The sequence below is a fragment of the Ferdinandcohnia sp. Marseille-Q9671 genome (assembly GCF_976954385.1).
The window spans coordinates 1,613,313-1,636,090 of record NZ_CDRJTA010000001.1 but is presented as its reverse complement, the minus strand read 5'-3'; the positions used below and the strand labels follow the sequence as shown (position 1 = coordinate 1,636,090).

Below are 22,778 nucleotides of genomic sequence, written 5' to 3'. Positions count from 1 at the left end.
CCTTAAATCAAGATATTTTGTCGAGTTATATCAACGTTCAAAGGAATCACTATATCTGCGAAGGTACTAGTGTAGTAGTACATCATAGGTAGTAGTCGGGTCCGAAACAGCATCATATTTGTAGAAATTTGTAGAACAAACAGGACTTTAGCACGCATTTTATACAAATTGGAATATTCTGCAAAAATTGACCTAATCCGAATTATGCAGTAATTTTTAGTATATAATTGGAAATTGTGTGAACAAAGTATGTAACCATTGCCCTGGAATATTGGGCTCACTATATATATTCAATAAGCGGGTGATCTGTATGGGGATTAATGTTTCGGCTGCCATTTCACAGGCAAATCAATTACGTAATTATGCCTCGCAGCTAAGGAGCTTAAAGAGCTCTCTAAATGGATTTAAAGGGAATATCAACTCTGCTTGGCAAGCGACAGAAGTTCAATATATTAACCAAGCGATCATTGACATTAATGAGGAATTAAATGCGATTGCTTCGAAGCTTGAGTCAATTGCTCCTGATATCGTGTCAGTTGCAAACCAAATCAAGCGTGAAGAGGAAGCGGCTGCACGTGCTGAGGCTGAGGCAAGGCGCAAGGCTGCGGAAGAAGCACGAGAACGAGCTGAAACAAGACTACCACAACGCAGGTATTACTAACGATCACAGGTTAAGAATACTTTCCAATACCTTTCATCTCTTCGTTCATTGATAGGTAGCCAGATTGCTAGTATCTAAGAAATGATGTAACGATTGTCCTTCAAGTAGCCGCAACATCCCAGAATTGAACCCAACAACCTCCGCCTTATGGAGATACTTGTTAGTGGAAGTTTAGTTGAAACTAGCTGATGTGTTCTGGTAGGAGGCATCGATGTTAAAAAAATACAATGTTGAAGATTTTGATCTCATAGAAGATGTGGCCTATGACAGGTTACATCCGAATGCAATTATCGCATTTTTCTGGGTCACCTTTGTAATAAGTGCATTCATGACGTATTTCGTGCGTGATACGGTGAACTATAGCGTATATATTACAAACCCGATGTGGTCTACTTTGATCCAAGTGAATCTGATTCTTTTGGTGTTTCATTTGCTAGTATTGATTTTTTACAAGGTTAAAAGAAATACGTTTCGATTTCAACGACTTCAAGTGTTGCTTTTATGTTTTTTCAGTCTAAAGCTTTCGCTTGAATTTTATCCAATTTATTTTATGGCAGTAGAGGACCGGTTTGCACCAACGTATCTGACAACAACGGGTTTACTGGCAATTGCCTTTGGCTTCGTGTTGTTGGTGATTTCCGTTATTCGTGCCATCGGAAGAGTGAAAAAAGGTGAGCTAAAGGAAAATGGAAAAGGCTTATATGACTTTGGGAATTCAAAGGGGTATGTAAGCATTCCGATTATCTTTGGAGCGACAATGATAGGTGGAGCTATCTCACAAACATTTTCTGCGATGGGTTCATCTTTTGGTAGCATGGCCGGATTGTTTTTTCTCCTTATTCTCGCGATTGTGATTCAATATGGCATTGCGATGGTGTGGCCGGAATTCTTTTTACTTGCATATGGTAAATTTCGCTTTGCTTCATTTATTGTTGAACTCCCGAAAGATCGTAAATCAACTGGTAAGAAGGCGAAGCTTTAGTGTAAATGGGTAGGAGTGAAACGATGCTAAAAGGAGTACAAGAAGAGGATGTATACAAACTAAAAGTGGTTGCAGAGAGCAGGCTCCGACCTGATAAAATCACTGGATTCTTCTGGTTAACACTCATTTTTAGCGGAATGATGCTCGGTTTTACTTCATTAGCACTAAGCGAGAGTCCTTTGATTACAAACCCTATCTGGCCCAGTGTTCATAAGCTGCAGATGGCCTTGTTCATACTGAACGCGGTTGTCACCGTTTTCTATACACCAGAAAAGAATGCATACCGATATCAACTGATGCAAGCTGTTTTCTTAAGCTTCTTTGGCTTTAAGCTATCGATCGATTTCTTCCCGTTTTACTTTCTAGCCACCGAGGATAAAATGGCCCCAGGTTACCTAAGTGCTTTTGGAGTTATTCTTCTCATAGGTGGGCTTGTGTTAACGGTGTATGCAACGCTACGAGCTCGTAAACGGGTTCAAATGGGAGAGTTTCGTAAAGAGGGAAATGGACTCTATCATTTTAAAAGCTCTAAAGCTGAGATTGGTATTCCGATTGGATTTGCCGTAGTCATGATGGGTGGAGCAATCGTGAAACTATTGTCAGATGCTGAAACAGGCTTTGGGGATATGATCAGTGTTCTGTTTGTTTTACTTTTATGTACCGTCCTTCACTATACGATTGCGTTCGTATGGCCGGAATTTTTATTGGTTACGATTAGCAAATTTCAGTTTGAGTCATTCCGAATTCCAAAGGTAACGAGGAAGAAAATCATAAACCATAAGGTACATAAAAAAGAATAGGTAGAATCTGAAAAAAACGGTTTGAGGTAGGTAGTTTTAAAGAAACATCACGTACGGAGTGGTTTTGTTGGAAGAAGCAACAATAAGTAAAAAGGTAAAGAAATATAGTAACTTCATACCTTCACAAATTGAGCAGTCAAACTTTGTGGTAGTAGTTTTTCTTTTACCAATTGCCTTTGTACTAGTTCCAATTTTTGCGCCACCGTTTGAGCTACTATACAGATGGTAGTCGATGTTCCTCATACTCGGCGCTTGTGCATTTGTTATAAGGGAGAGATTTGCTTTGATATTAACTCTATTTGATCGGGAAAAGGCTTTTACATTCGTTTTGCCAGAGCGCATCACGGGGCGTTATATTGTTACGTCTGAGGATAAGAATGGGAAAAGCGCAGATATGATGGCGATTGAGGCGGAGGACGGCAAGTGGTTTTTGAAGTCCAACAAATCAGCGTTTCTTACAAATGACAAGCAGGAGTTGCTTGTTAAACAAGAAATTGAGCCATTTAAAACTTATACAATCCAGCGCAACAAGGATGCGTCAGCGCTATTATATGTGGAGCCACCGACAAGCGATCGAAATGAGTATACAAAGCATGAGGTGATCGGAAGCAGTATTCGAATCGGGCGGGGGAACGATTGTCACATCCGGTTCTCGAATAAGCTCGTTTCTAGCTCCCACTGCAGTATTCAATATGATGCACAGGGCCACGCCGTCATCCGTGACAACAACAGCTCCAATGGCACGTATGTCAACGGAGAGCGCGTTCAGGAAAGAATCCTTTCCACTGGTGATGTCATTTACATAATGGGGTTAAAGATTATTTTTAACGGGAAGCTGCTTTCCCTTAACAACCCTCATCAATTGGTGTTCCTTGACCGCAATGCCTTCCGTCCGTTTGAGGTGCAGCAGCCAATTGTGGAGGTTGAAGAGCCACTTGATGATTTTCAGACGGAAGAAATCCATGATGATCTATTTTACCGTTCCCCACGATTTAAGCGTGACATAAAGAGAACAGAAATTCGAATCGACCCGCCGCCACAGCAGCCGAATCTTGATGAGACACCGTTGATGTTCATGCTCGGACCTTCACTCACAATGGGGATGGGTTCGCTATTCATGGGTTTGTTTACACTAAACAATGTAATGTCACGAGATGGCGACATCATGCAAGCAATGCCAACCTTAATGATGTCATTCAGTATGTTAATTGGTACCGTACTCTGGCCGATTTTAACAAAGCGCCATGAGAAAAAGCAGCGCATTAAACATGAAGCAAAACGTCAGAAAAAGTATTCCAAATATATAGAAGAAATGGGACAGAAGATTGAAGAAGAGTGCGTGCGTCAAAGTGAAATTCTTCATGAAAACCATGTTGCCCTACAAAATTTGGTTTCACGGATTACAATGCGAAAGCGGAATTTATGGGAGCGTGGGATTGGTCAAAATGATTTCCTCAAGGTTCGCCTTGGGATTGGGGACCTCCCATTAAATGCTGAGCTGAAGTACCCCGAGAAGAAATTCATGCTCGAGGATGACAATCTGCAGGATGAACTTTACAAGCTTGTGGAAGCTCCGCACATTTTAAAGCAAGTGCCAATTACGCTTTCCTTTGTGGAAGAGTATGTCAGCGGTGTGATTGGAAGACGTAGTCGAGTGCAGGATTTTGTGAAGGGACTTATTTTTCAATTAACTGCTCTACACAGTTATGACGAATTGAAGCTTGTTTTCCTTTACGACAAGGATGAGGCAGAGGATTGGAAATTTACAAAATGGCTTCCACATGTGTGGGATGAGAATAAGCAAATTCGCTTTATTGCAACAGATGCAACAGAGGTGAAGGAGCTATCCTCCTATTTTGAAAAAGAAATCTCCTACCGCGCCGAGTTAGATGAAGAAGCGTTAAAGGACCCTGACCAGCATTATTTGATTTTCTCAATGAGTAAATCATTGGCAGCTAGGGCCGAGATGATCAACCTTCTATTAGAAGAGAAAAAGAACATCGGGATTAGCCTTGTGACGCTGTATGATGAACTGAAAAATCTACCGAAGGAATGTACGATGGTTGTCGAGCTTACGGATGAAATGTCCAAGATTTACGACAAGGACGATATTTCAGGTTCCTATACAGCGTTCGATGCTGAATTTTACGAGAAGGATGATGCGGAGGAGCTTGCGATTCGGTTAGCGAATATCCAGCTTGCGTCATCGGTGGAGGCATACACATTACCAGAGATGCTCACGTTCCTAGAGATGTTTGGGGTAAGTAAGATTGAACACTTGAACGCCCTTACTCGCTGGAAGGAAAACAACCCGGTGCTGTCGATTGAAACGCCAATTGGTGTGGATACGATGGGTGAACTGTTCAAACTTGACCTTCATGAAAAATACCATGGTCCACACGGGCTAATCGCTGGTATGACAGGTTCAGGTAAGAGTGAGTTCATCATGACATTTATATTGTCGCTTGCAGTTAACTACCACCCAGATGAGGTAGCGTTTATCTTAATCGACTACAAGGGTGGGGGAATGGCGAATGCCTTTTTAAATCTGCCGCATCTTGCAGGTACGATTACGAACCTTGATGGAGCAGCGGTTAAACGATCGTTAATCTCGATTCAAAGTGAGCTGAAGCGTCGCCAGGCGATCTTCAGTGAGACGAGTCGACGTGTGAATGAAAGTAATATTGATATTTATAAATACCAGAAATTATATCGTGAAGGCATGGTAACAGAGCCACTGCAGCATTTGTTTATGATTTCCGATGAGTTCGCCGAGCTGAAAACACAGCAGCCAGAGTTCATGGAGCAGTTGGTCAGTGCGGCTCGTATCGGACGAAGCTTAGGGGTCCACTTAATACTCGCGACTCAGAAGCCGTCTGGTGTTGTAGATGATCAAATTTGGAGTAACTCGAAATTCAGAATCAGCTTGAAGGTTCAGGAAAAAGCGGACAGTATGGAGGTCATCAAGCGACCAGATGCTGCTGAGCTTTCTACGACTGGCCGTTTTTACCTACAGGTTGGGTATAACGAGTTATTCGAGCTTGGTCAATCAGCATGGGGTGGAGCACCCTATTATCCAACCGACAGGATCGAAAAACGTGTGGATAATAGCATTAGCGTCATCGACCATCTTGGTCGCGTGATCAAGAGTGCGAAAATCGACCGCAAAACAAAGGTGAAAAATCCACCGAAGCAAATTGATGAAGTAACAAAATATTTGGAAACTCTAGCAAAACAAGAAAATATCAAAGTGAAGCAGCTATGGCTTGAGCCGATTCCAGCATCCATCTATTTGGATGGCTTGGCTGATAAATACCGCAATGTGGTGACAAATCGCTTTGAACTACATCCAGTTGTTGGGGAATACGATGACCCAGCAAACCAACGTCAAATGGTTATGAGACTACCAATCACGCAAGATGGCAATACTGTCATCTATGGGGTTGCGGGAAGCGGGAAAACCACGTTTATTGCGACAATCCTATACTCGTTAATGGAGTCCCATACACCGAATGAGCTCCACACGTATTTACTAGATTTTAGCTCAGAGACGTTAAGCTGGTTCCGCGAGGCGCCACATGTTGGGGATGTCCTGCTGTCACATGATAGTGAGAAGATTGATAATCTCTTTAAAATGCTGAACAGTGAAATTGAGAGACGGAAAAAGCTGTTGTCCAATTATGGTGGAGATTTGCAGACATATAATCGTCTATCAGAGGATGGTTTGCCATCCATTGTGATTGTGATTCACAACTATTCGGCATTCTCAGAAATGTACGAAGCGCATGAGGAAGGGATTTCCTACCTCACACGTGAAGGAACGAAGTACGGGATTTATTTTATCCTGACGGCAGCTCACACAGGTGCGATTCGCTACCGTTTGATGCAGAACTTCAAACAGCTCTATGTGCTGCAGCTTAATGACACATCCGAGTACTCAGGAATTCTTGGAAATGTGGATGGCGTCTTCCCTTCTAAGCATAAGGGGAGAGGAATCTTCAAATCTGACGGCGTATATGAGTTCCAGGTCGCCCAGATTACCGAGGGTGTTGAGGATATGTACCAGTACATTACGGACTATTGCCGTAGCTTGCGCAATAAGTATGATACCGGCGGAGCAAAACGGATTCCGGTATTGCCTGATAAGGTTGATATCGAGTACTTGCGTGATGAGCTTCATTACAATAAGTCAACGAAACTACCAATTGGTGTGGAAAAGGATTCACTCGCCGTTACCTATTATGATGTCGGGCAATCGTTTGTGAATCTCGTTGTTGGAAGCAGTGGAGAGGTCTGCGCAGGTGTGATGCAGGGAGTATCTGAGGTTATACATGCAAATGAGAAAAATGAACTGATTGTACTTGATCCAAATGAGGAGCTTGTTGCGGAGGGACGTTGGAAATATGTGTCCAGTTCTGCAGAGATTGAAGAGACAATTGTCTACTTGTTTAACACACTTGTGTTCCGAAACAATACGACAAAAGATGCAATTGCCGAAGGTTCTCCGGCGCCAGTGTTTGAACCACTTTACTGTGTCATCCACTCGTTTAGCGACATGATGATGGCACTGTCAGAGGATGGTCAAGATAAGTTGAAAGTGTTCCTAGAACGCGGAGACGGACTGAATGTATATCTTGTGATTTCAGATCGCGCAGATGGCTTGAATTCAGTTGCATTTGAGCCTTGGTTTAAAAAGCAAGTCTCACTCAGCGACGGCATCTGGGTTGGAAATGGCGTGACCGACCAGTTCTTATTGAAGATATCAAAAGTAACAAACAGCATGTACCAAGAGATTCCAGAAGGTTTCGGGTATGTACTCGTAAAAGGAAAGCCAAAGCTTGTGAAGCTGTTGACTGGTTCAGCAGTTCGTGAGGAGGAGGCGGTCTATCATGGATAAAGTATTAGTCGAAGTCTATATTCCGGCAGCTGGCGAAACATATGATGTGTTCATTCCAGTGAAAAGCAAGCTATATGAAGTCACCTTTTTACTCGCCAACACGATGACAGAACTATCCAACGGCTCCTTCCTTGCAACAGACACAACCATCGTTTGTGACTACGAGACCGGCACGATTTTTGACATCAACCAAACGGTGGAAGAATTAGGGTTTATCAATGGGAAGAAATTGATGTTGGTGTAGGTTGTCGGATGTTGATTTTGTGGATTGTCCCATTTATTGAATGATAGGGCACATATCGCGTGGGTAATGTCCCATATGTTTGATGTTGTGTCCCGTATATTCAATTGAATGTCCCATATATCGCAAACATTGTCCCATATCACGTAAAAAGCGACATTCACCATCAGCAAAACAGGTTTAAATCAATCACCAAGACCCGCAAAAAAAGTAATCAAAGTTATTTTACGTTAGGAAGGTGCCAAATGAGGTTACAAAAGAGGGTAGTCTTATTCCTTCTTCTATTCATTCTATTAATAGGAGGAACAGGGTGTATGAGTTCAAGTAGTGCGAGTACGGAGGATAAAGCTATTGAGTATTTAGAAGATAAGTATGGGAAAGAATTTGAGCTAATGTGGGCCAAAGAGGGCAGCAAGCTTTTTCAAGATTTATATGGTGGAGACATGATTACGGTGCATCCGAAGGGTGAGCCAAATGTGGTATTCATTGTGAAGGAATATAACGATGAGGGTGAATGGATTGATAATTATTTACCTGCCAAATGGGGTTATGAGCTTCAACAAAAATTAGAAAATGATATCGCGAAGGAGCTTCCAGAGGGTACAGAATTCAAGGTGAATCTATCCGCTGGTAATGACCAATATGACGAAACAATGGTTGATATGTCTGTAGATGAATACCTCAGTAAGACAAAGGATGTCAGTGTTTCACTTATCGCTGGAGTAAAAACAGACAGTGAACCAGATATCAATCAGTATAGCGAAGGAATCTATAACCTTTTTCAACTTATGAAGGGGTTAGATGTAGAGTTATATACGATTTCTGTGGGGTTTGTAGATCAATCTGAGGATATTACGGAATACATCAAATCTTCATTTGTGAACAATCTGCCATGGTCCAATTTAAAGGCGAAGGTGTACGGTGAAGTGAATGTGGATGATCGACTCGACCCAGAAAATCCAGACGATATCGTTCATCCAAGTGTAATCATGCATGGTCCTGCAAATGTAATAGAGAACTACGAAGCGTTTGAGGAGTGATACCATGTCTCTAAATAACCTAACTGAGGAAGAAAAGTATATTTTGTTGCAGTTATCTTATTTAGATCTACCTGATCATGTTCGTCCAAGTGAAAAAAAGCCAGTGACAATCGATCGAATTATCGAGGCAATTGAGCATACACCATTAGATGAGGGTGCACAGAAGAAGTTTGATGCGATTAAGGCTTACATGAATAGTGAAGAACATGAATTTTCGCCTCTTAAAGAGATTGGGTTAGTTGGTTATCAGAATAACAATCCAAATGGCGGTAATAACTCTGATGGTAGATCTCATAGTGGGTTTGTTGGATATGCATTTACTGATCGTGACGGCAATGGAACTGCGATTTATCGGGGAAGCGAAAGTATGACAAATCCTGCTCATTTTGCTACAGACTGGGTTTCAAATATTGACGCAGGAATTGGAGTTAATATCCGGCAGCAACGGGAAGCGAATGATTTTTATCAACGCTATATAGCCGACCTGGATGGTCAGCAATATGTCTTTGGCCACTCTAAAGGAGGAAATCTTGCAAACTATGTTCTCGTTAACAATCTAGATGAACGTCTAAACTCGTACATTGTAAATGGCGCACCGTTATACTGGTGGACCTTAACGAAAGAGCAGCAAGAAGCTTTAATGGGAGATCGAAATACCTTTATTGTGCATGAAGGAGATTTTGTTTCCTCCCTTGGGGCAGCTCCATATGTAGACAAAACGGTATATATCAATGATCCAGATGGTGGCGTGATGTATCCCCATTTTCTGGATAGCGTGAATTTTACACCTACTGGTGATTTTGAGAAATCATTTCATGGCCAATCTGACGCTCGTGAAAAAAATAATACAGCCGCCGCCGCCATTTTTTACATTGTTTCAAATCTTCCTAAGATAAAAGATTATAAGGTGACTGTTTATATACGGGAAGCGACAATGCAAATATTAGAATCTGGTATACGCGGCTTACGTAAAATCGCAGAATATGTGAAAAATGAAGCGACGAAGATGATCATAAAGGTAGCTGTGCTTTCACTCGTGCTAAAGGAGAAAATTAAGAAGTATTTTAGTGATTTGGCAAAAGAGGCTTTTGTTGCTTTCGTAAAATTTGTTGCTAAGCTAGGCGGCTACTTCCCGGTTGAGCCTTACTTAAAGGTTAATATCGACAGACTTTATTACTATGCACAAAGGCTTGAACGAATCAAAAGCCGTGTGAACGCATTAAACGATAAAATTGATTCTCTCTATTGGGAGGTTGACCTGTTAGATATGCGTCATGTATTGAAGGCTGACATCCTAACCCAGTTTTCGTTCAAACTGAACCAAAATATTAACTACCTGAACACGACTGCTAGATTGTTGGATTCTAACGAGACGAAGTTAGTTGGGAAAGCAAGGATTCTAAAGTAAAACCAAAGGAGGTGCCCCCATGAAGCCTCATGTTCGACAGAAGATTAATAGCATTATTTATGAAATCAATGCAATCACTCGGGAACTCGATGAGATCTCAAATGGACTCAATCACGAATTTAAAGGAATTGGTTCTGTAAAAAGCGCATCCAGCCTACAGAATGCAGCCGACCAATACCGAAGAGTTGGGCATAACCTGAGAAGAATTTGAGATTTTGGATTGCAGATTAGTACTCTAAAAAATTATGAAATCGTACCACCACACTAGGTACACTCCCATCCCGGGCAACGCAACAGCGCCCAGATGGCAGTTTACTCTATAGATAATTCCATTTAAAGGAGGTGAAAAAACAATGGCACGTTCAATTACAGTTGATCCAGCGAAATTAGACACTGCGGCTACTCGCATTGACCAACAATCTGCTGACTACGAGAGACTTTACAAAGCTCTTTACACAGAGGTTGAAGGCATGGGTGCAGCATGGCAAGGTACTGATAACTTAGCTTATGTATCTCAAATTAAGGGCTTCATGGATGACTTCCAAAAAATGACGAACCTTATGAGACAATACTCTGAATTCTTAAAGCTTAGCTCAAAAACATACCGTGAAACACAAAACGAGGTAGTGAACCAAGCACGTCGCTTAACTAACTAATCTCTTACTCTATGAATCTACTAAAATAAGAGTTCAAAAAGGAGGATGAAAAGGACCTCGTCGACAAGAACGCCACGTCCTGTGGCATTGTCGACACTAGCACATCCTGTGCGTCGAAAGTTCGAGGCGGCGAAGCTTTGAGTACCGGAGCGTATGCAACTAATACGTGAGGAACGGAAAAGCAAGCCAACAAAGAAATTCGATGTGTCATTTTCACCGGACTTTTTTGAACATCCGTTAAAAAGGAGGTGGCATTATGTCAGTGGATGGAATCAAAATATCCCTTGGCGAGGTTAGTAAAACCGCTGGGCAAATCCGTACATTAAACCAACAGCTTGCGACTGCATTAGAAGACATTAAGAAGGAAATGAATGGCTTATCTGCTACATGGAACTCTGATGCTTCTAACACAATTCGTGGCAATTTCAACGCATTAGCTCCACGTTTTGAAGAATATCGTCAAGTAGTTGATAGCTACTCGAAATTCTTAGACAACACAGTTACAAACTACAACGCTGCTGAAACAGCGATTAACAATAACGCTAGCGCATTTAAATAATCAATGAGGAGGGCAATTGGCCTGGCTGGTTGCCCTTACTCATAGTTTTACTAGAACATTTCAAGCTCGGGCGGGCGCATTTTGAAAGTATGGGAGTGCAAGAAAATGATTAAACAAGTTGATTTACATATCGAAAACTATGGTGTTTCCAAATTCATTTTTTACAAAGTGCCTAGGGAACTCCGAGTGGATTTTACAGAGGCTGATAAGCTAAAAAACAACCAGGTTCCAGGACTATTACCTTGCGTCGTAATTAATAAGGATGATGAAGCATACTTCCGCTATGACATGATTTCTGAGGTTACCCTTACTCAACATTTCGCAGACAAGATGACAAAGGAGCAGCTGTATTCCTTTTTCACCAATATCGTAGAAACATTGATGGAAGCGGAGCGGTTTGGATTAAATGTGAACAACTTTGTTTTTGATGAGAACTACATCTTTATTGATAATTTTTCAAACAGATTAATTCTACTATACATGCCAATTAAAAATAATATTTTTGAAAAGGTATCAATCCGGGAATTCTTCACTACTTTCTTACACTCCCACTCCTATGATGAAAATGATGATCTGTCCTTCTTTGTCAGACTCCATAATTATTTTGCGTCGATGCAGGAAATCAATTTGTATGCACTACAAAAGAAGCTGCATGAGCTATTAGTGAACAAGCCGGCTTCTACAAAGTCCTTTGCAAAGTTGCCGATTGAGGACGAGGAGCCACAGGCACCTAATTATTACAGTCCGGGCAGTGTAGAGAATGAAGTCAAGGCGTCAGCTGAAAATGGTGTGATTACATCTGAATATAGCAGCAAAAAGGTTGATAAAAAGACAAACCAAAAGCTTGAAATTGAAGAAGAGGTCCAATACAAACGCATCACAAGAACGGAGCTTGGAGAAGGGAATTCCCTGTTAGCGGGTGGCACTTCAATCAATATTAAACCGAATCTAGGTAGTTCAATTTCGTTTGAAGCAGATGAACTCGAGGAAGAAGAAGAGGGCACAACGGTCCTCACTGCTTACCGGGAGCCTGAAGAAGAGGAAGGAACGACAGCATTGGGTGTAGGTAGAACCCTTCAGCAACAGCCATTCCTTGTTGCTACATCGACTCAAGAGAAAATCGTAGTGACAAAGCAAGCTTTTAAAATCGGTCGTGATCCACATCAAGCCGACTATACGACTCAAAATAAAGTAGTTGGCCGTGTGCATGCGGAACTAGTTTCCGAGAATGGGGAATATTTTATTGTCGACCAAGAGTCACGTAACGGAAGCTATGTAAATGGAGTTAAGCTTGTACCGAGAAACAAAGTGAAAATCAAGCACGAGGATAAAATCAAGCTTGCAAACGAGGAATTTGTATTTAGGCTGTTTTAAAAATATGTCTAGCTCTAGGCGCCATCGGCTCTCTGGTCTAAGCCAAGTGCTTCGGAAGGTAAAAAGCACCTTCTGTCAGCGCTTATCTTATGCTTGTCGCCGAATGCTGAGCGTCTTGCGCATTTCTACTAAAAACGGGGTGAAATAATGGCGTTCATACATGCATACCATACTGACGTCGGAATAAAAAAGAAAACAAACCAGGATGCCATTCTCGTCAAAACGGCAAAGACACCGAATGGCTATGTTGGGATGTTTGTTGTATGTGATGGAATGGGTGGGTTAGCCCATGGGGAACTAGCGAGTGCAACCGTAGTAAGAGGTCTCTCCGAATGGTTTGAACAGGAGCTGCCAGAGCTGCTTAAGTCGGATAAGCAGGACGAGGACATCCGCGGTGCCCTCGAAGCATGCATCACAGAGCAAAATGAAAGAATTTTAGACTATGGAGATCAGCTTGAGGTCCAGGTGGGAACGACCGTAACGGCACTTCTCATCGTTCAGTCACGCTATTTTATCGTACATATTGGGGATTCCCGTGCCTATCAAATTCAGCAGCAGGTAACTAGGCTAACAAAGGACCAGACACTTGTTGAACGCGAGGTTGAGCGCGGAAATATTACCCGGGAGCAAGCCTTGAAGGACCCAAGACGCAATGTGCTTTTACAATGTGTAGGGGCAACGAAGGAGCTTGAGGTCGTCATTCAAACAGGAGAAACGCAAGCCGGAACCGTGTTCTTACTTTGTACAGACGGTTTTTACCATAAAGTGACGGAAGATGAGCTTCTCGAGGAACTGCGCCCAAGTCAATTTTTAACGGAAAAGCAATTAAAATACAAGGCTATTAAACTAGTTGATGCAGTGAAGGAACGGAGAGAGGTTGACAATATCTCCGTTGTTCTTGCGCATGTAGTGTAAACGTGAAGAGCTTTAAAGAATAGACTTCGAATATAGTTTTCGGTGTCTAGCTTCCAGGCACCATCGGTCTCTGGTCTAATACAACGCTTCTGAAGGTAAAGTGCGCCTTCTACTCTAGATCGTCGTATGCTTGTCAGACTTGCACAGGACAAGGAAAGCTACGATAGCATAATCATCGCACGAAGAAAATGCATAGCATTTTCGAGGAAGTGCTGACGTCCGCGTTTGCCACAGGACGTGGCAGTCTTTAGTGGACGTTCACTTTCAAGGCACTTGCGCTTTTCTTTATTTGGGGGAATTACGTTGATTAAAATCGGAACATTTATTGATGATAGATATGAAATATTGAAGGAAATTGGGCGCGGTGGGATGAGTATTGTCTATTTGGCGATGGACAATCGTCTCAACAAGTCCCTTGTTGTTAAGGATATCCGTAAGCGAGACAACAGCAACAATGAGCTTCTGATTAATAGCTTGGTTGTCGAAGCAAATATGCTCAAAAAGCTCGACCATGGTGCGCTCCCAAGGATTTACGACATTATCGAGTCTGAGGGCGATATTTATGTCGTGATGGACTATGTCGAGGGAGAATCGCTTAAGCAGAAGCTGAATCGGGAAAAAATCATTTCGGCGAAGCTTGTGATTGATTGGGCAAAGCAGCTTTCTCAAGTGCTCCATTACTTACATACGAGAAAGCCACATCCGATTATTTATCGTGACATGAAGCCAGATAATATCATGCTTACACCTGAAGGGAAAATCAAGCTGATTGACTTTGGAATCGCGCGTGAGTTCAAGGATGAAAGCCTAACCGATACGACCAATCTCGGAACAAAATCCTATGCAGCACCTGAGCAATTATCAGGTAAACGTACGGACGCTAGGACGGATATTTATAGTCTTGGATTAACGCTGTATCAACTTATTACAGGTAAAAGCATGAGTGATCCGCCGTATGAAGTAAGGCCGATTCGTCAGTGGGATCCGACTCTTCCGGAAGGCCTTGAGCATATTATTTTAAAATGTACCCAGGCAGAGCCGGAAAATCGCTACCAAACCTGTGAGGAGCTTTTATACGACTTAGAGAACATCAACAAGCTTACCGCAGGCTATCGAAAAAAAATGATGAAGCAGCTGTACCTGTTTTTGGTCCCGGCTGTATTATGTGTCGGTTTTACCACGACGACCGTGTTTGGCTATAAAGGGATGGAAAATGAGCAGTTCCAGGATTATATGGGGCTTGTCAATGAATCTAGCATTTCCTTAATTGAGGGCGATGATACGGAAGCAATCCAGTTGCTTGAAAAAGCGATCTCTGTTGACAAGGGCCGTGCATCCGCTTATATCAACCTTCTTGATGTGTATATTAACCGCAATGAAGTGGATACAGGTTTAGCGAAAATCGAGTCCTATGTGAATGGGGAATATGGAAATATCCATAAAAACAATGAAGTGCTGTTTAAGCTGGGTATGACGTATTTCGATCGCAAACGGGATTATCCAGTAGCTCTGAAGTTTTTTAAACAAGTTGATGAAAAAGAAATTCCAGACGCGAGCTACTATATCACACTTGCTACGACATTGGGTGGGATGAACATTGATTACGACCAGTTCTCGACAAACCTGTTAGAGTTTGAGTCTTACAATGATAACCTTCCAAACAATGCGAAAAAGGTAGATAACTATAATTCATTGGCGAATATTTATATCTCCTACAAAGGTCAGATTGCGGACGCAAACACGAAGGCCATTACGGTTGTGCAAAAGGCGCAGGAAGTCCTTGAGTTGACTTCGGATGAGCAGCTTGATTTGAAGTATGAAATTGAGTTTGAACAAAAGCTCGCGCAAGCCTTTTACAGTCGAGGTGTTAATTCCGAGGATCAGGTTGCAGCCCGTGAAGATTATGAGCAAGCAATTGAACACTATAACAATCTTTTAGACTTGAACGTAACCAACAAGGAAGAGGTTATGGTCAATATCGGTGTGAATTACCAGGAGATGGGTGAGTATTCACAGGCGGTTGAACAATTTGAAGGCATCATCAAAAGCTTTCCGAAAAGCCTGAATGCGCATGTGAGACTCGGCAATCTGTTGCTCGACATTGAACAAGGAAAGCCAGAAGCAGAGCGCAACTATGGTAAGGCCAAGAACATCTACGACCAGGCTGGCAAGCTTGACGGTGCCGGGGAAAACGAAGCCTATAAAAAGCTCTCACGCCGAATGGCGAACTTAGGCATAGGCTAGTGGGTCATGGGTCACAGGTTCCTTGTCTGGGTCAGGGGGACAGGTTCCTTGTCCCATCTGGGTCAGAGTACCTGTCCCCCTGACCCACCCATGATCCATTATGAAAGGAGGCTCTCGATTGGAATACCAGATTATGTTTTACGGGGGATTAGCGGGTGCTGTGATTACGCTAATCATCTCGATTATTGTATATATGAAGTTGCAAATCTCTCAAGTGATTGCAGATTTAACGGGAAATCGATTTCAGAAAAAGAAGAATAACAATCCAGCTTCACTTGGCGTTCATGAGACAAAACGAACGACTAGTGAAATCAAGCTAAAGAAAGAGATTCCGGTTGCAGCAGCCGTTGAGGATACTGCGTTGATGAGCCAGGAGCTCGAACCAACCTCTATGCTTGAAACAGATGACAAATACACGGCACCTACTTCTTTACAAAAGAAACGCAATACTGTGGAGGAAACCTCGTTGTTAGCGGGTGAAGTTGAAGAAACCTCTCTCCTTAGTGATGTGGAGGAAACAGCTCTTTTACAGGAAGAAGAGGAGACAACCTTACTAGTAGATGACGATGAAACAACCATCCTTCTCGAAGGTGATGGAGAAACAGCGATTTTAACAGAGACAGAAGAGAAATTGGATTTCCAAATTGAAGTAGATGTCATGATTATTCATACAAATAAGGTAATTAACTTTATTCAACAGAAGTCCACTACCACTCCGAGTGGAAGATGAAATTCCATTCAGTAGGTGTTCAAAAATTTTGACTGAATAAAGTTAATGCCTCCAGCGGATGCCACAGATTTTAAAAGGAAATTTTTCGAGCATAGGACCGAAGACTAAGAACGCCACATCCTGTGGCAACGTCTTCATGACCCACCTCGTGTGGGCCTAAAATCTGGGCACAAATACGCCAAGGCGAATTTGATTATAAAAGGAGCGTAGTTAAGTGATAGGGATGATTTCAAGAAGCTACCGAAAAAACAAATCGGTACTATGGTTACCGATTGCGTTTGTTTTGGTGCTATCAGGGGTTTTGTTTAGCCTAAACGTATCATCACAGGTTGAAACGAAGCAGTATATAACATTTAACAAGGAAAAATGGGAAATTGGAAAGGAATTTTCGAACGAGTGGTACATAAGTGGAGAAACCTTGCAATTCCAAGTTGATTTAACAGAAGACTATCAAAATTATTTGAAGCCGGAAGGGGATAACAGCGGTGAAGAAGTAGTTCCGGGAGACGGAACTACGAACGAGGATCCTCCACAGGAACCAGCACCGACCCCTCCAGCAGCGGGTGAAATCCCCGAGGGCGGAGTGCCATTTGAAATTAAAGCGAATGGTACTGTTAACATAACAGAAGAGCCAGAAGGCGAATTCACTGGATTATACACTGTTACGGTCACTGATTTAGGAAAAGACGGAAAAATCCCAGTGGAGATTGAGTTCAGTGGTGAAACATGGGTGAATGAACCACCGACTCGTCAAACTACATTTTACGTAAAAAAGGACACCGCTAAACCTGTTGTTACGCTATGGGGTCCAGAAGACGGCAAGTATTATCGAGATACCATTCATTTAAATATTGGAGTGGAAGAAGAAAACTTCAATAAAGACAACGTAACTGTCTCAATTAAAAAGGATGAGTCAGAATTTACCCCAAATAATCCGATACAGTGGAATGGAAGAATAGGTACCATTGCATTTGATCAGGTTGGGTATTATGAAATAACAGTTACAGCAAAGGATAAAGTAGGAAACGAGAGTGACCCAAAAACGATAGCCTTTGGGAACATCAGTAAGAGTGCTGACCTACGAATTGATAATAAAACAGACAATAACTTCTACAAGGAAGACGTTCAGGTTGTTGTAGAAAATCCATTAAACATTAAATCAGCTATTCTAACATATACAAAGCATGGTGAAGAACCTAAAGACGTTAATATGGAAGTTGAGGGACTCATTTTCAAAAAGAAAGCAACTTACTCCCTTACTGAAGAAGGAACATACGACATTACGGCCAAAGTAACTGACCGTAGAGATACAGAACAACTAGGAACAATTCAAAACATCATCATCGACAAAACAGCTCCTGAAGTTTCAATTACAGGTGTTGCAAATGGTAGTAAATATAAAGAATCTAAGAAACTAGTAACATCCGCAACCGATCCAAACCTTGATGAAAATAGATCTGTATTGACGATCACAAAGGATGGAAAGGCGACGCAAGTTACAGGTGCTGATGCACTTGGAGAACGCACGCTAACAGACGGTAACTATACGGTTGAACTTAGTGTGTTTGACAAAGCGGGGAATGAAAAGAAATCCCCAGCGGTAAGTTTTACAATCGATACGACAAAACCGGTGGTTTCAATATCCGGTATAGAGAATGAAAAATACTATCCGAACGATCAAGATGTTCATTTTACAGTAGAAGACCTAACTCTTGATTTAACAAAGACAACTTTAGTAGTAAAACATAATGAAACAGACTATGCCGAAGAAATTACGTTAAAGCAAAACGGAACAAAAGCTGAAGCAAGTCATACGTTTGAGGATGAAGGCGTGTATACCGTTGAGCTTAGCTCGACTGACCTAGCCGGTAATGAACCTGTTAGTATCAAGAAATCATTCACAATCGACAAAACGAAGCCCGAAGTATCTGTGACAGGTATAGATAATAACGTAAAATACAACAGCAAAGTCGATATGGACATCGTAGCGAAAGACACAAATCTTGATAACAACAGCACGGTGTTAACCGTAACAAAAGATGGTGACTCTGAAACCTTTACAGGTAAGGACGCACACAAAACGCATAGCTTCAAGGATGAGGGAGTCTATGAAATTAGCGTAGATTACTTTGACAAAGCAGGTAACAAGGCTGATTTTTCAACGATTACATTTGTCATCGATAACTCGAAGCCAGAGGTTGATATCACTGGTGTGAGTGAAAATGAATACTACAACAGTAACAAAGAAGTGGTATTCACAGTCGAGGATCAACATGTTGATTTGAGTAAAATTGAGCTCTCGATTACAAAGGATGACGAAAGCTACCTAACGGACGATATTAAATTCAAAAAAGAGAATAAGCCAAAGCGAGCAGAGGCAAAGCATACCTTTACCGAAAATGGCGTATATGTTCTCAACCTAAAGTCCACTGACGAAGCAGGAAATACGTCAATGGAAAAAGAAGTCACATTCACAATCGATCAAATCCTTCCGGAAATCGCAGTGACGAACATCGGCGAAGGTGGAAAGTACAACGAAGACCGTCATGTCAACATCACCGTACGTGACATCAATATGGGTGAGTCGAAAGTATCGGCTACACATAATGGTGAAAATTATAAAATAGACCCATTCACATTAGATGGCCAAGAGGCAACAACCGAGCATACCTTTACTGAGGATGGGGTTTACACAGTAGTCATTGAATCGACTGATAAAGCAGGAAATGTGAGTACGAAGACGATCAATTTCAAAGTCGACCAAACAGGACCTGAAATTCTTTACTCAATCGAAAATGATACGTATTTCAATGATAAAAAGGTTGACCTAACTGTATCTGTAGCGGATTACACGTTAGAAATGCCAGAAATAACTGTTACGAGAACACGTAACGGGAAAACAGAAGAAGTTGAAACAGGCGGATGGCTAGAGGAAATCATCTGGATCATCACCCAACGCAAAACGATTTCGCTTCAAGACGAAGGCGTGTATGCGGTAAAAGTGACAGCTAAGGACGAATTCAAAGTTGAAAGCACAAAAGAGCTTGCTTTTACAATTGACCATACGTCACCTGAGATTCTCATCAATGGGATTGAGAACGGTGCGTTTGTTCAGAAAAACAATGAGTTAACCATCGACATCAACGACCTACATTTCAATGCGGAGAAAAATGAAGTGTTCGTAAATGGGAAAAAAATTGAGGATGCGAAATGGGAAGAGACAGCAACAGGGTATCGGTTCAAACAAACCTTCCCGAAAGATGGAGAGTATGAAGTAACCGTAAAATCTGAGGACTTTGCAGGAAATAAATCAGCTGAGGCGAAACGTTCGTTCACAGTTGATAATGTAAAACCTGAAATCAAGATTGAAAAAGTCAAAGATGGTACGTATTACGACAAAAAGCAATCAGCGACAATTAAGGTAAACGAACTGAACTTTAACAACAATAATGTAAAAATCAATGTAACGAAAAATGGTGCTCCATATCCATTCAATGAGTGGAAAAATCAAGATGTACAATCAAGTCTTGAGATTCCATTTAATGAGGATGGCGACTATGTAATTAAGGTGTCTGCAACGGATGCTGCAGGAAATGTAGCTGATGCGCAGGAAGTAAAATTCACAGTCGATGAAACCTTCCCAGTTCTGAACATTACTGGTGTTGAGCATATGACAAACTACAATGTAACAAAGCCAGTGACGTTCGAAGTGCGAGATACAAACATCGACCAAACATCACTACGCGTCACGAAAAATGGGAAGCCATATGAGGTTGGAACACTTACGAATTCAGGATCTAAGGCTAGTTTGACACATCAATTTCAAGACGAAGGCAGTTATGTATTGTACTTGAATGCAACAGATAAGTCAGGTAACAAAACAACTCATGATGAGATTGCATTTATCGTCGACAAAACAAACCCAGTCGTCAACATTGACGGTGTCGATCATCAGTCCTTCAACCCAACTGGTAAAAGAGTAACGGTTTCTGTTGATGAACTGAATTTCGGTACGAATTATGTTGTGCTTTCAGTAACAAAGGATGGAAAGACTTTTAATATCGGAACGTGGCAAAACAATAACAAGCTTTCAAGCTTAGGCTACAATTTCAATGATGATGGATTGTACACGATTGCTATAAGCACGAAGGATAAGGCTGGTAACGGTCCAATCGCAGCGAACAAGACATTTACAATCGATACAACAAAACCAGCAATTGACATTACAGGTGTTGAAAATGCAGCACATTACAATGTAGATAAGCCTGTAAATATTGCGATTCGCGATGTAAACCTTGATGTGAATCGAGTAACGGTAACACGAAATGGCAGAGGCTATAATGCTGGTGGATTTGCGGTTGCGAATCAAACAGCACGACTCAGTCATAATTTTAGCCAAGAAGGTGACTATGTCATCAATGTTGAAGCAGTTGATAAAGCGGGTAACCAATACAGTGACCAGATTACTTTTACAATCGATAAAACAGCTCCAGTTATTACACCGAAATTTAGAGGTGAAAGTCGAGTAATCAAGGATGGCGAGTATATCAATAAAGTATTCACACCTGAATTTGCTCTTGATCAAGGAGAAGACACCATTGTGTCTGTCACAATGAATGGTTCAAATGTAACTGGCCGAATCCCAACGGCTTCACTTGAAATGACATACAAGTACAGTGTCCTAGCACGAGATAAAGCAGGAAACGAAACAACAATCGATATTAGCTTTATTCTTGATACAACAAAGCCGAATCTGAATATCACAGGAGTACTCGATGGATTCTTCAATAAGAACCAAGCGCCAACTGTGACATTCTCAGATCGCTATCTTGATTCAAGTCGTTCAAAGGTGACATTAAATGGCCGTCCGTTTGTGAACGGTACGCAGTTAAGTGACGAAGGAGATTACATTTTAAAAGCTGAGATTTATGACTTAGCAAATAATGTGTCTACCCGAACGATCGTATTTACAATTGATAAAACATCACCATCCATTACGTTCAAGGAAGCTATTTCAGAGAAGTATTTCAACGAATCACTGCTTCCAGAATTATTGATTGAGGATATCAATGCATATGACATTATTTCACAAACCTTAAATGGTCAGCCATATAATCTTGGTGACCCAATCGAGGAAGAAGGTAAGCACGTACTCTTCTTCGAGGTAAAGGATAAAGCAGGAAATATTCAGCAGCTAAGCGTTGAGTTCATCATTGATAAAACAGCTCCAACCATTGTTGTGGAGGGTGTTAAGGAAAACGAAACCTATCGTGATCCGGTAACTGTTTCAATTAGCCTTGACAATCCGAGTGACACACTGAAGTCTGTCATGATCAATGGAGAGTTGTTTGACGGAGATGTGAAGGAAGTGAATGGTACACAAGTAATTTCTGCGACCTTGTCTGATATCAACAAATACGAGATTGAAGTCGTAGCATTTGACGAAGCAGGCAACGAGGAGACGCTTGTCGTTCCATTCGAAATCGTAGAAAAAAGTGTATTTGTGAAGTTCTATGAAAACAAGAGCTTATTCGCAGGTACAATCGTAGGTCTTGTGGCTGCTGCCGCTGCTGGTGGAGTTGCACTACGCCGAAGCATCATCCGTAGAAGAGATTCAAAAGACATGTAATAAAAAATGCGGGCATCTGCTATTTGGCGGATGCCTGTTTTTGATTATCCAAGAGGAAAGCAAACCTTAAGGTAGGGTGAAAATGATGAGTAATGCTGCAGAAATAATTGATACAATCACGCTTGTTATCGGAGCATGGTTGTCACTTCAAGTTGGACTCAGTGCATTAACAGTCCTATTAGGAAATACTCTGGTGGAGCATGTCGAAACGGGTGTTTTTAGAAACACGAGTAATCTATTCCTCAAACTTTTTACCTTTATCGTACTATTCTTACTTGGACTAGGGCCGTTCATCTATAGTAAACTTGGCCGTTTTTCATGGCTTGTAAGGAGACTCCTCATGCTAGGAATCACTATCGTTATGGGAATTGTGTTTATGATTATTTACTATATTATCAAGGTTATGCTGCATGCAGTATTTTTGTAGGAAGTTTGGTAGGAAGTAGGGTGAAACAACATGTTAGCGCAAATTATTGAAACAATTACACTCGTTATTGGCGCGTGGTTCACACTTCAGTTTGTTAGTTGTCTAGTTTTATTCTTACTAGGAAAACGTTATGGTCGATCACATAGAACTGGGTGTTTTCAAAAATACAAACAATCCAATTCTCAAATTCTTTACTTTTGTAACACTATTTTTAT

General features: G+C 41.5%; 16 protein-coding genes. All 16 read left to right on the top strand.

Annotation, left to right across the window (positions count from 1 at the left end):
• Nucleotides 1-310 precede the first annotated feature (310 nt).
• Entirely contained in the window at nt 311-661 is a 351-nt protein-coding gene (locus tag ACWNMY_RS08420) for a hypothetical protein (RefSeq protein ID WP_449537782.1), read from the top strand.
• A 211-nt stretch (nt 662-872) separates the two neighbouring features.
• Nucleotides 873-1,643 (top strand): hypothetical protein, encoded by a 771-nt coding sequence (locus ACWNMY_RS08415; protein ID WP_449537781.1) that lies wholly within the window; start codon nt 873-875, stop codon nt 1,641-1,643.
• 23 nt (nt 1,644-1,666) lie between these two features.
• Complete coding sequence (locus ACWNMY_RS08410; RefSeq protein WP_449537780.1) at nt 1,667-2,443, top strand: hypothetical protein; 777 nt, start codon at nt 1,667-1,669, stop codon at nt 2,441-2,443.
• Nucleotides 2,444-2,726: 283 nt separating this feature from the next.
• Entirely contained in the window at nt 2,727-7,340 is a 4,614-nt protein-coding gene (gene essC / locus ACWNMY_RS08405) for a type VII secretion protein EssC (RefSeq protein WP_449537779.1), read from the top strand.
• On the top strand, nt 7,333-7,584 hold the full coding sequence (locus ACWNMY_RS08400) for a methyltransferase (RefSeq protein ID WP_449537778.1): 252 nt from the start codon (nt 7,333-7,335) through the stop codon (nt 7,582-7,584). Before essC ends, ACWNMY_RS08400 begins: the two co-directional genes overlap by 8 nt.
• Before the next feature lie 311 nt (nt 7,585-7,895).
• On the top strand, nt 7,896-8,621 hold the full coding sequence (locus ACWNMY_RS08395) for a hypothetical protein (RefSeq protein WP_449537777.1): 726 nt from the start codon (nt 7,896-7,898) through the stop codon (nt 8,619-8,621).
• A gap of 4 nt (nt 8,622-8,625) precedes the next feature.
• Nucleotides 8,626-10,029, top strand: coding sequence for an Mbeg1-like protein (locus ACWNMY_RS08390; RefSeq protein WP_449537776.1), 1,404 nt, complete (start codon nt 8,626-8,628; stop codon nt 10,027-10,029).
• A 19-nt stretch (nt 10,030-10,048) separates the two neighbouring features.
• Complete coding sequence (locus ACWNMY_RS08385; RefSeq protein ID WP_449537775.1) at nt 10,049-10,240, top strand: hypothetical protein; 192 nt, start codon at nt 10,049-10,051, stop codon at nt 10,238-10,240.
• Between the two features lie 142 nt (nt 10,241-10,382).
• The gene (locus tag ACWNMY_RS08380) at nt 10,383-10,685 is read left to right on the top strand and encodes a WXG100 family type VII secretion target (protein WP_010676861.1); all 303 of its coding nucleotides are present in this window, start codon (nt 10,383-10,385) and stop codon (nt 10,683-10,685) included.
• 256 nt (nt 10,686-10,941) lie between these two features.
• A complete protein-coding gene (locus ACWNMY_RS08375) occupies nt 10,942-11,244 on the top strand; it encodes a pore-forming ESAT-6 family protein (RefSeq protein WP_449537774.1) in 303 nt (100 codons plus the stop codon).
• Nucleotides 11,245-11,349: 105 nt separating this feature from the next.
• Nucleotides 11,350-12,618 (top strand): DUF6382 domain-containing protein, encoded by a 1,269-nt coding sequence (locus tag ACWNMY_RS08370; RefSeq protein ID WP_449537773.1) that lies wholly within the window; start codon nt 11,350-11,352, stop codon nt 12,616-12,618.
• A 147-nt stretch (nt 12,619-12,765) separates the two neighbouring features.
• A complete protein-coding gene (locus ACWNMY_RS08365) occupies nt 12,766-13,533 on the top strand; it encodes a PP2C family protein-serine/threonine phosphatase (protein ID WP_449537772.1) in 768 nt (255 codons plus the stop codon).
• 303 nt (nt 13,534-13,836) lie between these two features.
• A complete protein-coding gene (locus tag ACWNMY_RS08360) occupies nt 13,837-15,777 on the top strand; it encodes a protein kinase domain-containing protein (protein ID WP_449537771.1) in 1,941 nt (646 codons plus the stop codon).
• Between the two features lie 118 nt (nt 15,778-15,895).
• Entirely contained in the window at nt 15,896-16,507 is a 612-nt protein-coding gene (locus ACWNMY_RS08355) for a hypothetical protein (RefSeq protein WP_449537770.1), read from the top strand.
• A 223-nt stretch (nt 16,508-16,730) separates the two neighbouring features.
• A complete protein-coding gene (locus ACWNMY_RS08350) occupies nt 16,731-22,136 on the top strand; it encodes an Ig-like domain-containing protein (RefSeq protein WP_449538418.1) in 5,406 nt (1,801 codons plus the stop codon).
• An 85-nt stretch (nt 22,137-22,221) separates the two neighbouring features.
• Nucleotides 22,222-22,563, top strand: coding sequence for a hypothetical protein (locus ACWNMY_RS08345; RefSeq protein WP_449537769.1), 342 nt, complete (start codon nt 22,222-22,224; stop codon nt 22,561-22,563).
• The last annotated feature ends 215 nt before the right edge of the window (nt 22,564-22,778 follow it).

What these genes read in the sequence shown, in the direction of transcription:
- ACWNMY_RS08365 (WP_449537772.1), top strand. Translation starts at nt 12,766, where the DNA reads ATGGCGTTCATACATGCATACCATACTGACGTCGGAATAAAAAAGAAA.
- ACWNMY_RS08395 (WP_449537777.1), top strand. Translation starts at nt 7,896, where the DNA reads ATGAGTTCAAGTAGTGCGAGTACGGAGGATAAAGCTATTGAGTATTTA.
- ACWNMY_RS08375 (WP_449537774.1), top strand. Translation starts at nt 10,942, where the DNA reads ATGTCAGTGGATGGAATCAAAATATCCCTTGGCGAGGTTAGTAAAACC.
- ACWNMY_RS08385 (WP_449537775.1), top strand. Translation starts at nt 10,049, where the DNA reads ATGAAGCCTCATGTTCGACAGAAGATTAATAGCATTATTTATGAAATC.
- ACWNMY_RS08350 (WP_449538418.1), top strand. Translation starts at nt 16,731, where the DNA reads ATGATTTCAAGAAGCTACCGAAAAAACAAATCGGTACTATGGTTACCG.
- ACWNMY_RS08345 (WP_449537769.1), top strand. Translation starts at nt 22,222, where the DNA reads ATGAGTAATGCTGCAGAAATAATTGATACAATCACGCTTGTTATCGGA.
- ACWNMY_RS08410 (WP_449537780.1), top strand. Translation starts at nt 1,667, where the DNA reads ATGCTAAAAGGAGTACAAGAAGAGGATGTATACAAACTAAAAGTGGTT.
- ACWNMY_RS08390 (WP_449537776.1), top strand. Translation starts at nt 8,626, where the DNA reads ATGTCTCTAAATAACCTAACTGAGGAAGAAAAGTATATTTTGTTGCAG.
- ACWNMY_RS08380 (WP_010676861.1), top strand. Translation starts at nt 10,383, where the DNA reads ATGGCACGTTCAATTACAGTTGATCCAGCGAAATTAGACACTGCGGCT.
- ACWNMY_RS08420 (WP_449537782.1), top strand. Translation starts at nt 311, where the DNA reads ATGGGGATTAATGTTTCGGCTGCCATTTCACAGGCAAATCAATTACGT.
- ACWNMY_RS08370 (WP_449537773.1), top strand. Translation starts at nt 11,350, where the DNA reads ATGATTAAACAAGTTGATTTACATATCGAAAACTATGGTGTTTCCAAA.
- ACWNMY_RS08400 (WP_449537778.1), top strand. Translation starts at nt 7,333, where the DNA reads ATGGATAAAGTATTAGTCGAAGTCTATATTCCGGCAGCTGGCGAAACA.
- ACWNMY_RS08415 (WP_449537781.1), top strand. Translation starts at nt 873, where the DNA reads ATGTTAAAAAAATACAATGTTGAAGATTTTGATCTCATAGAAGATGTG.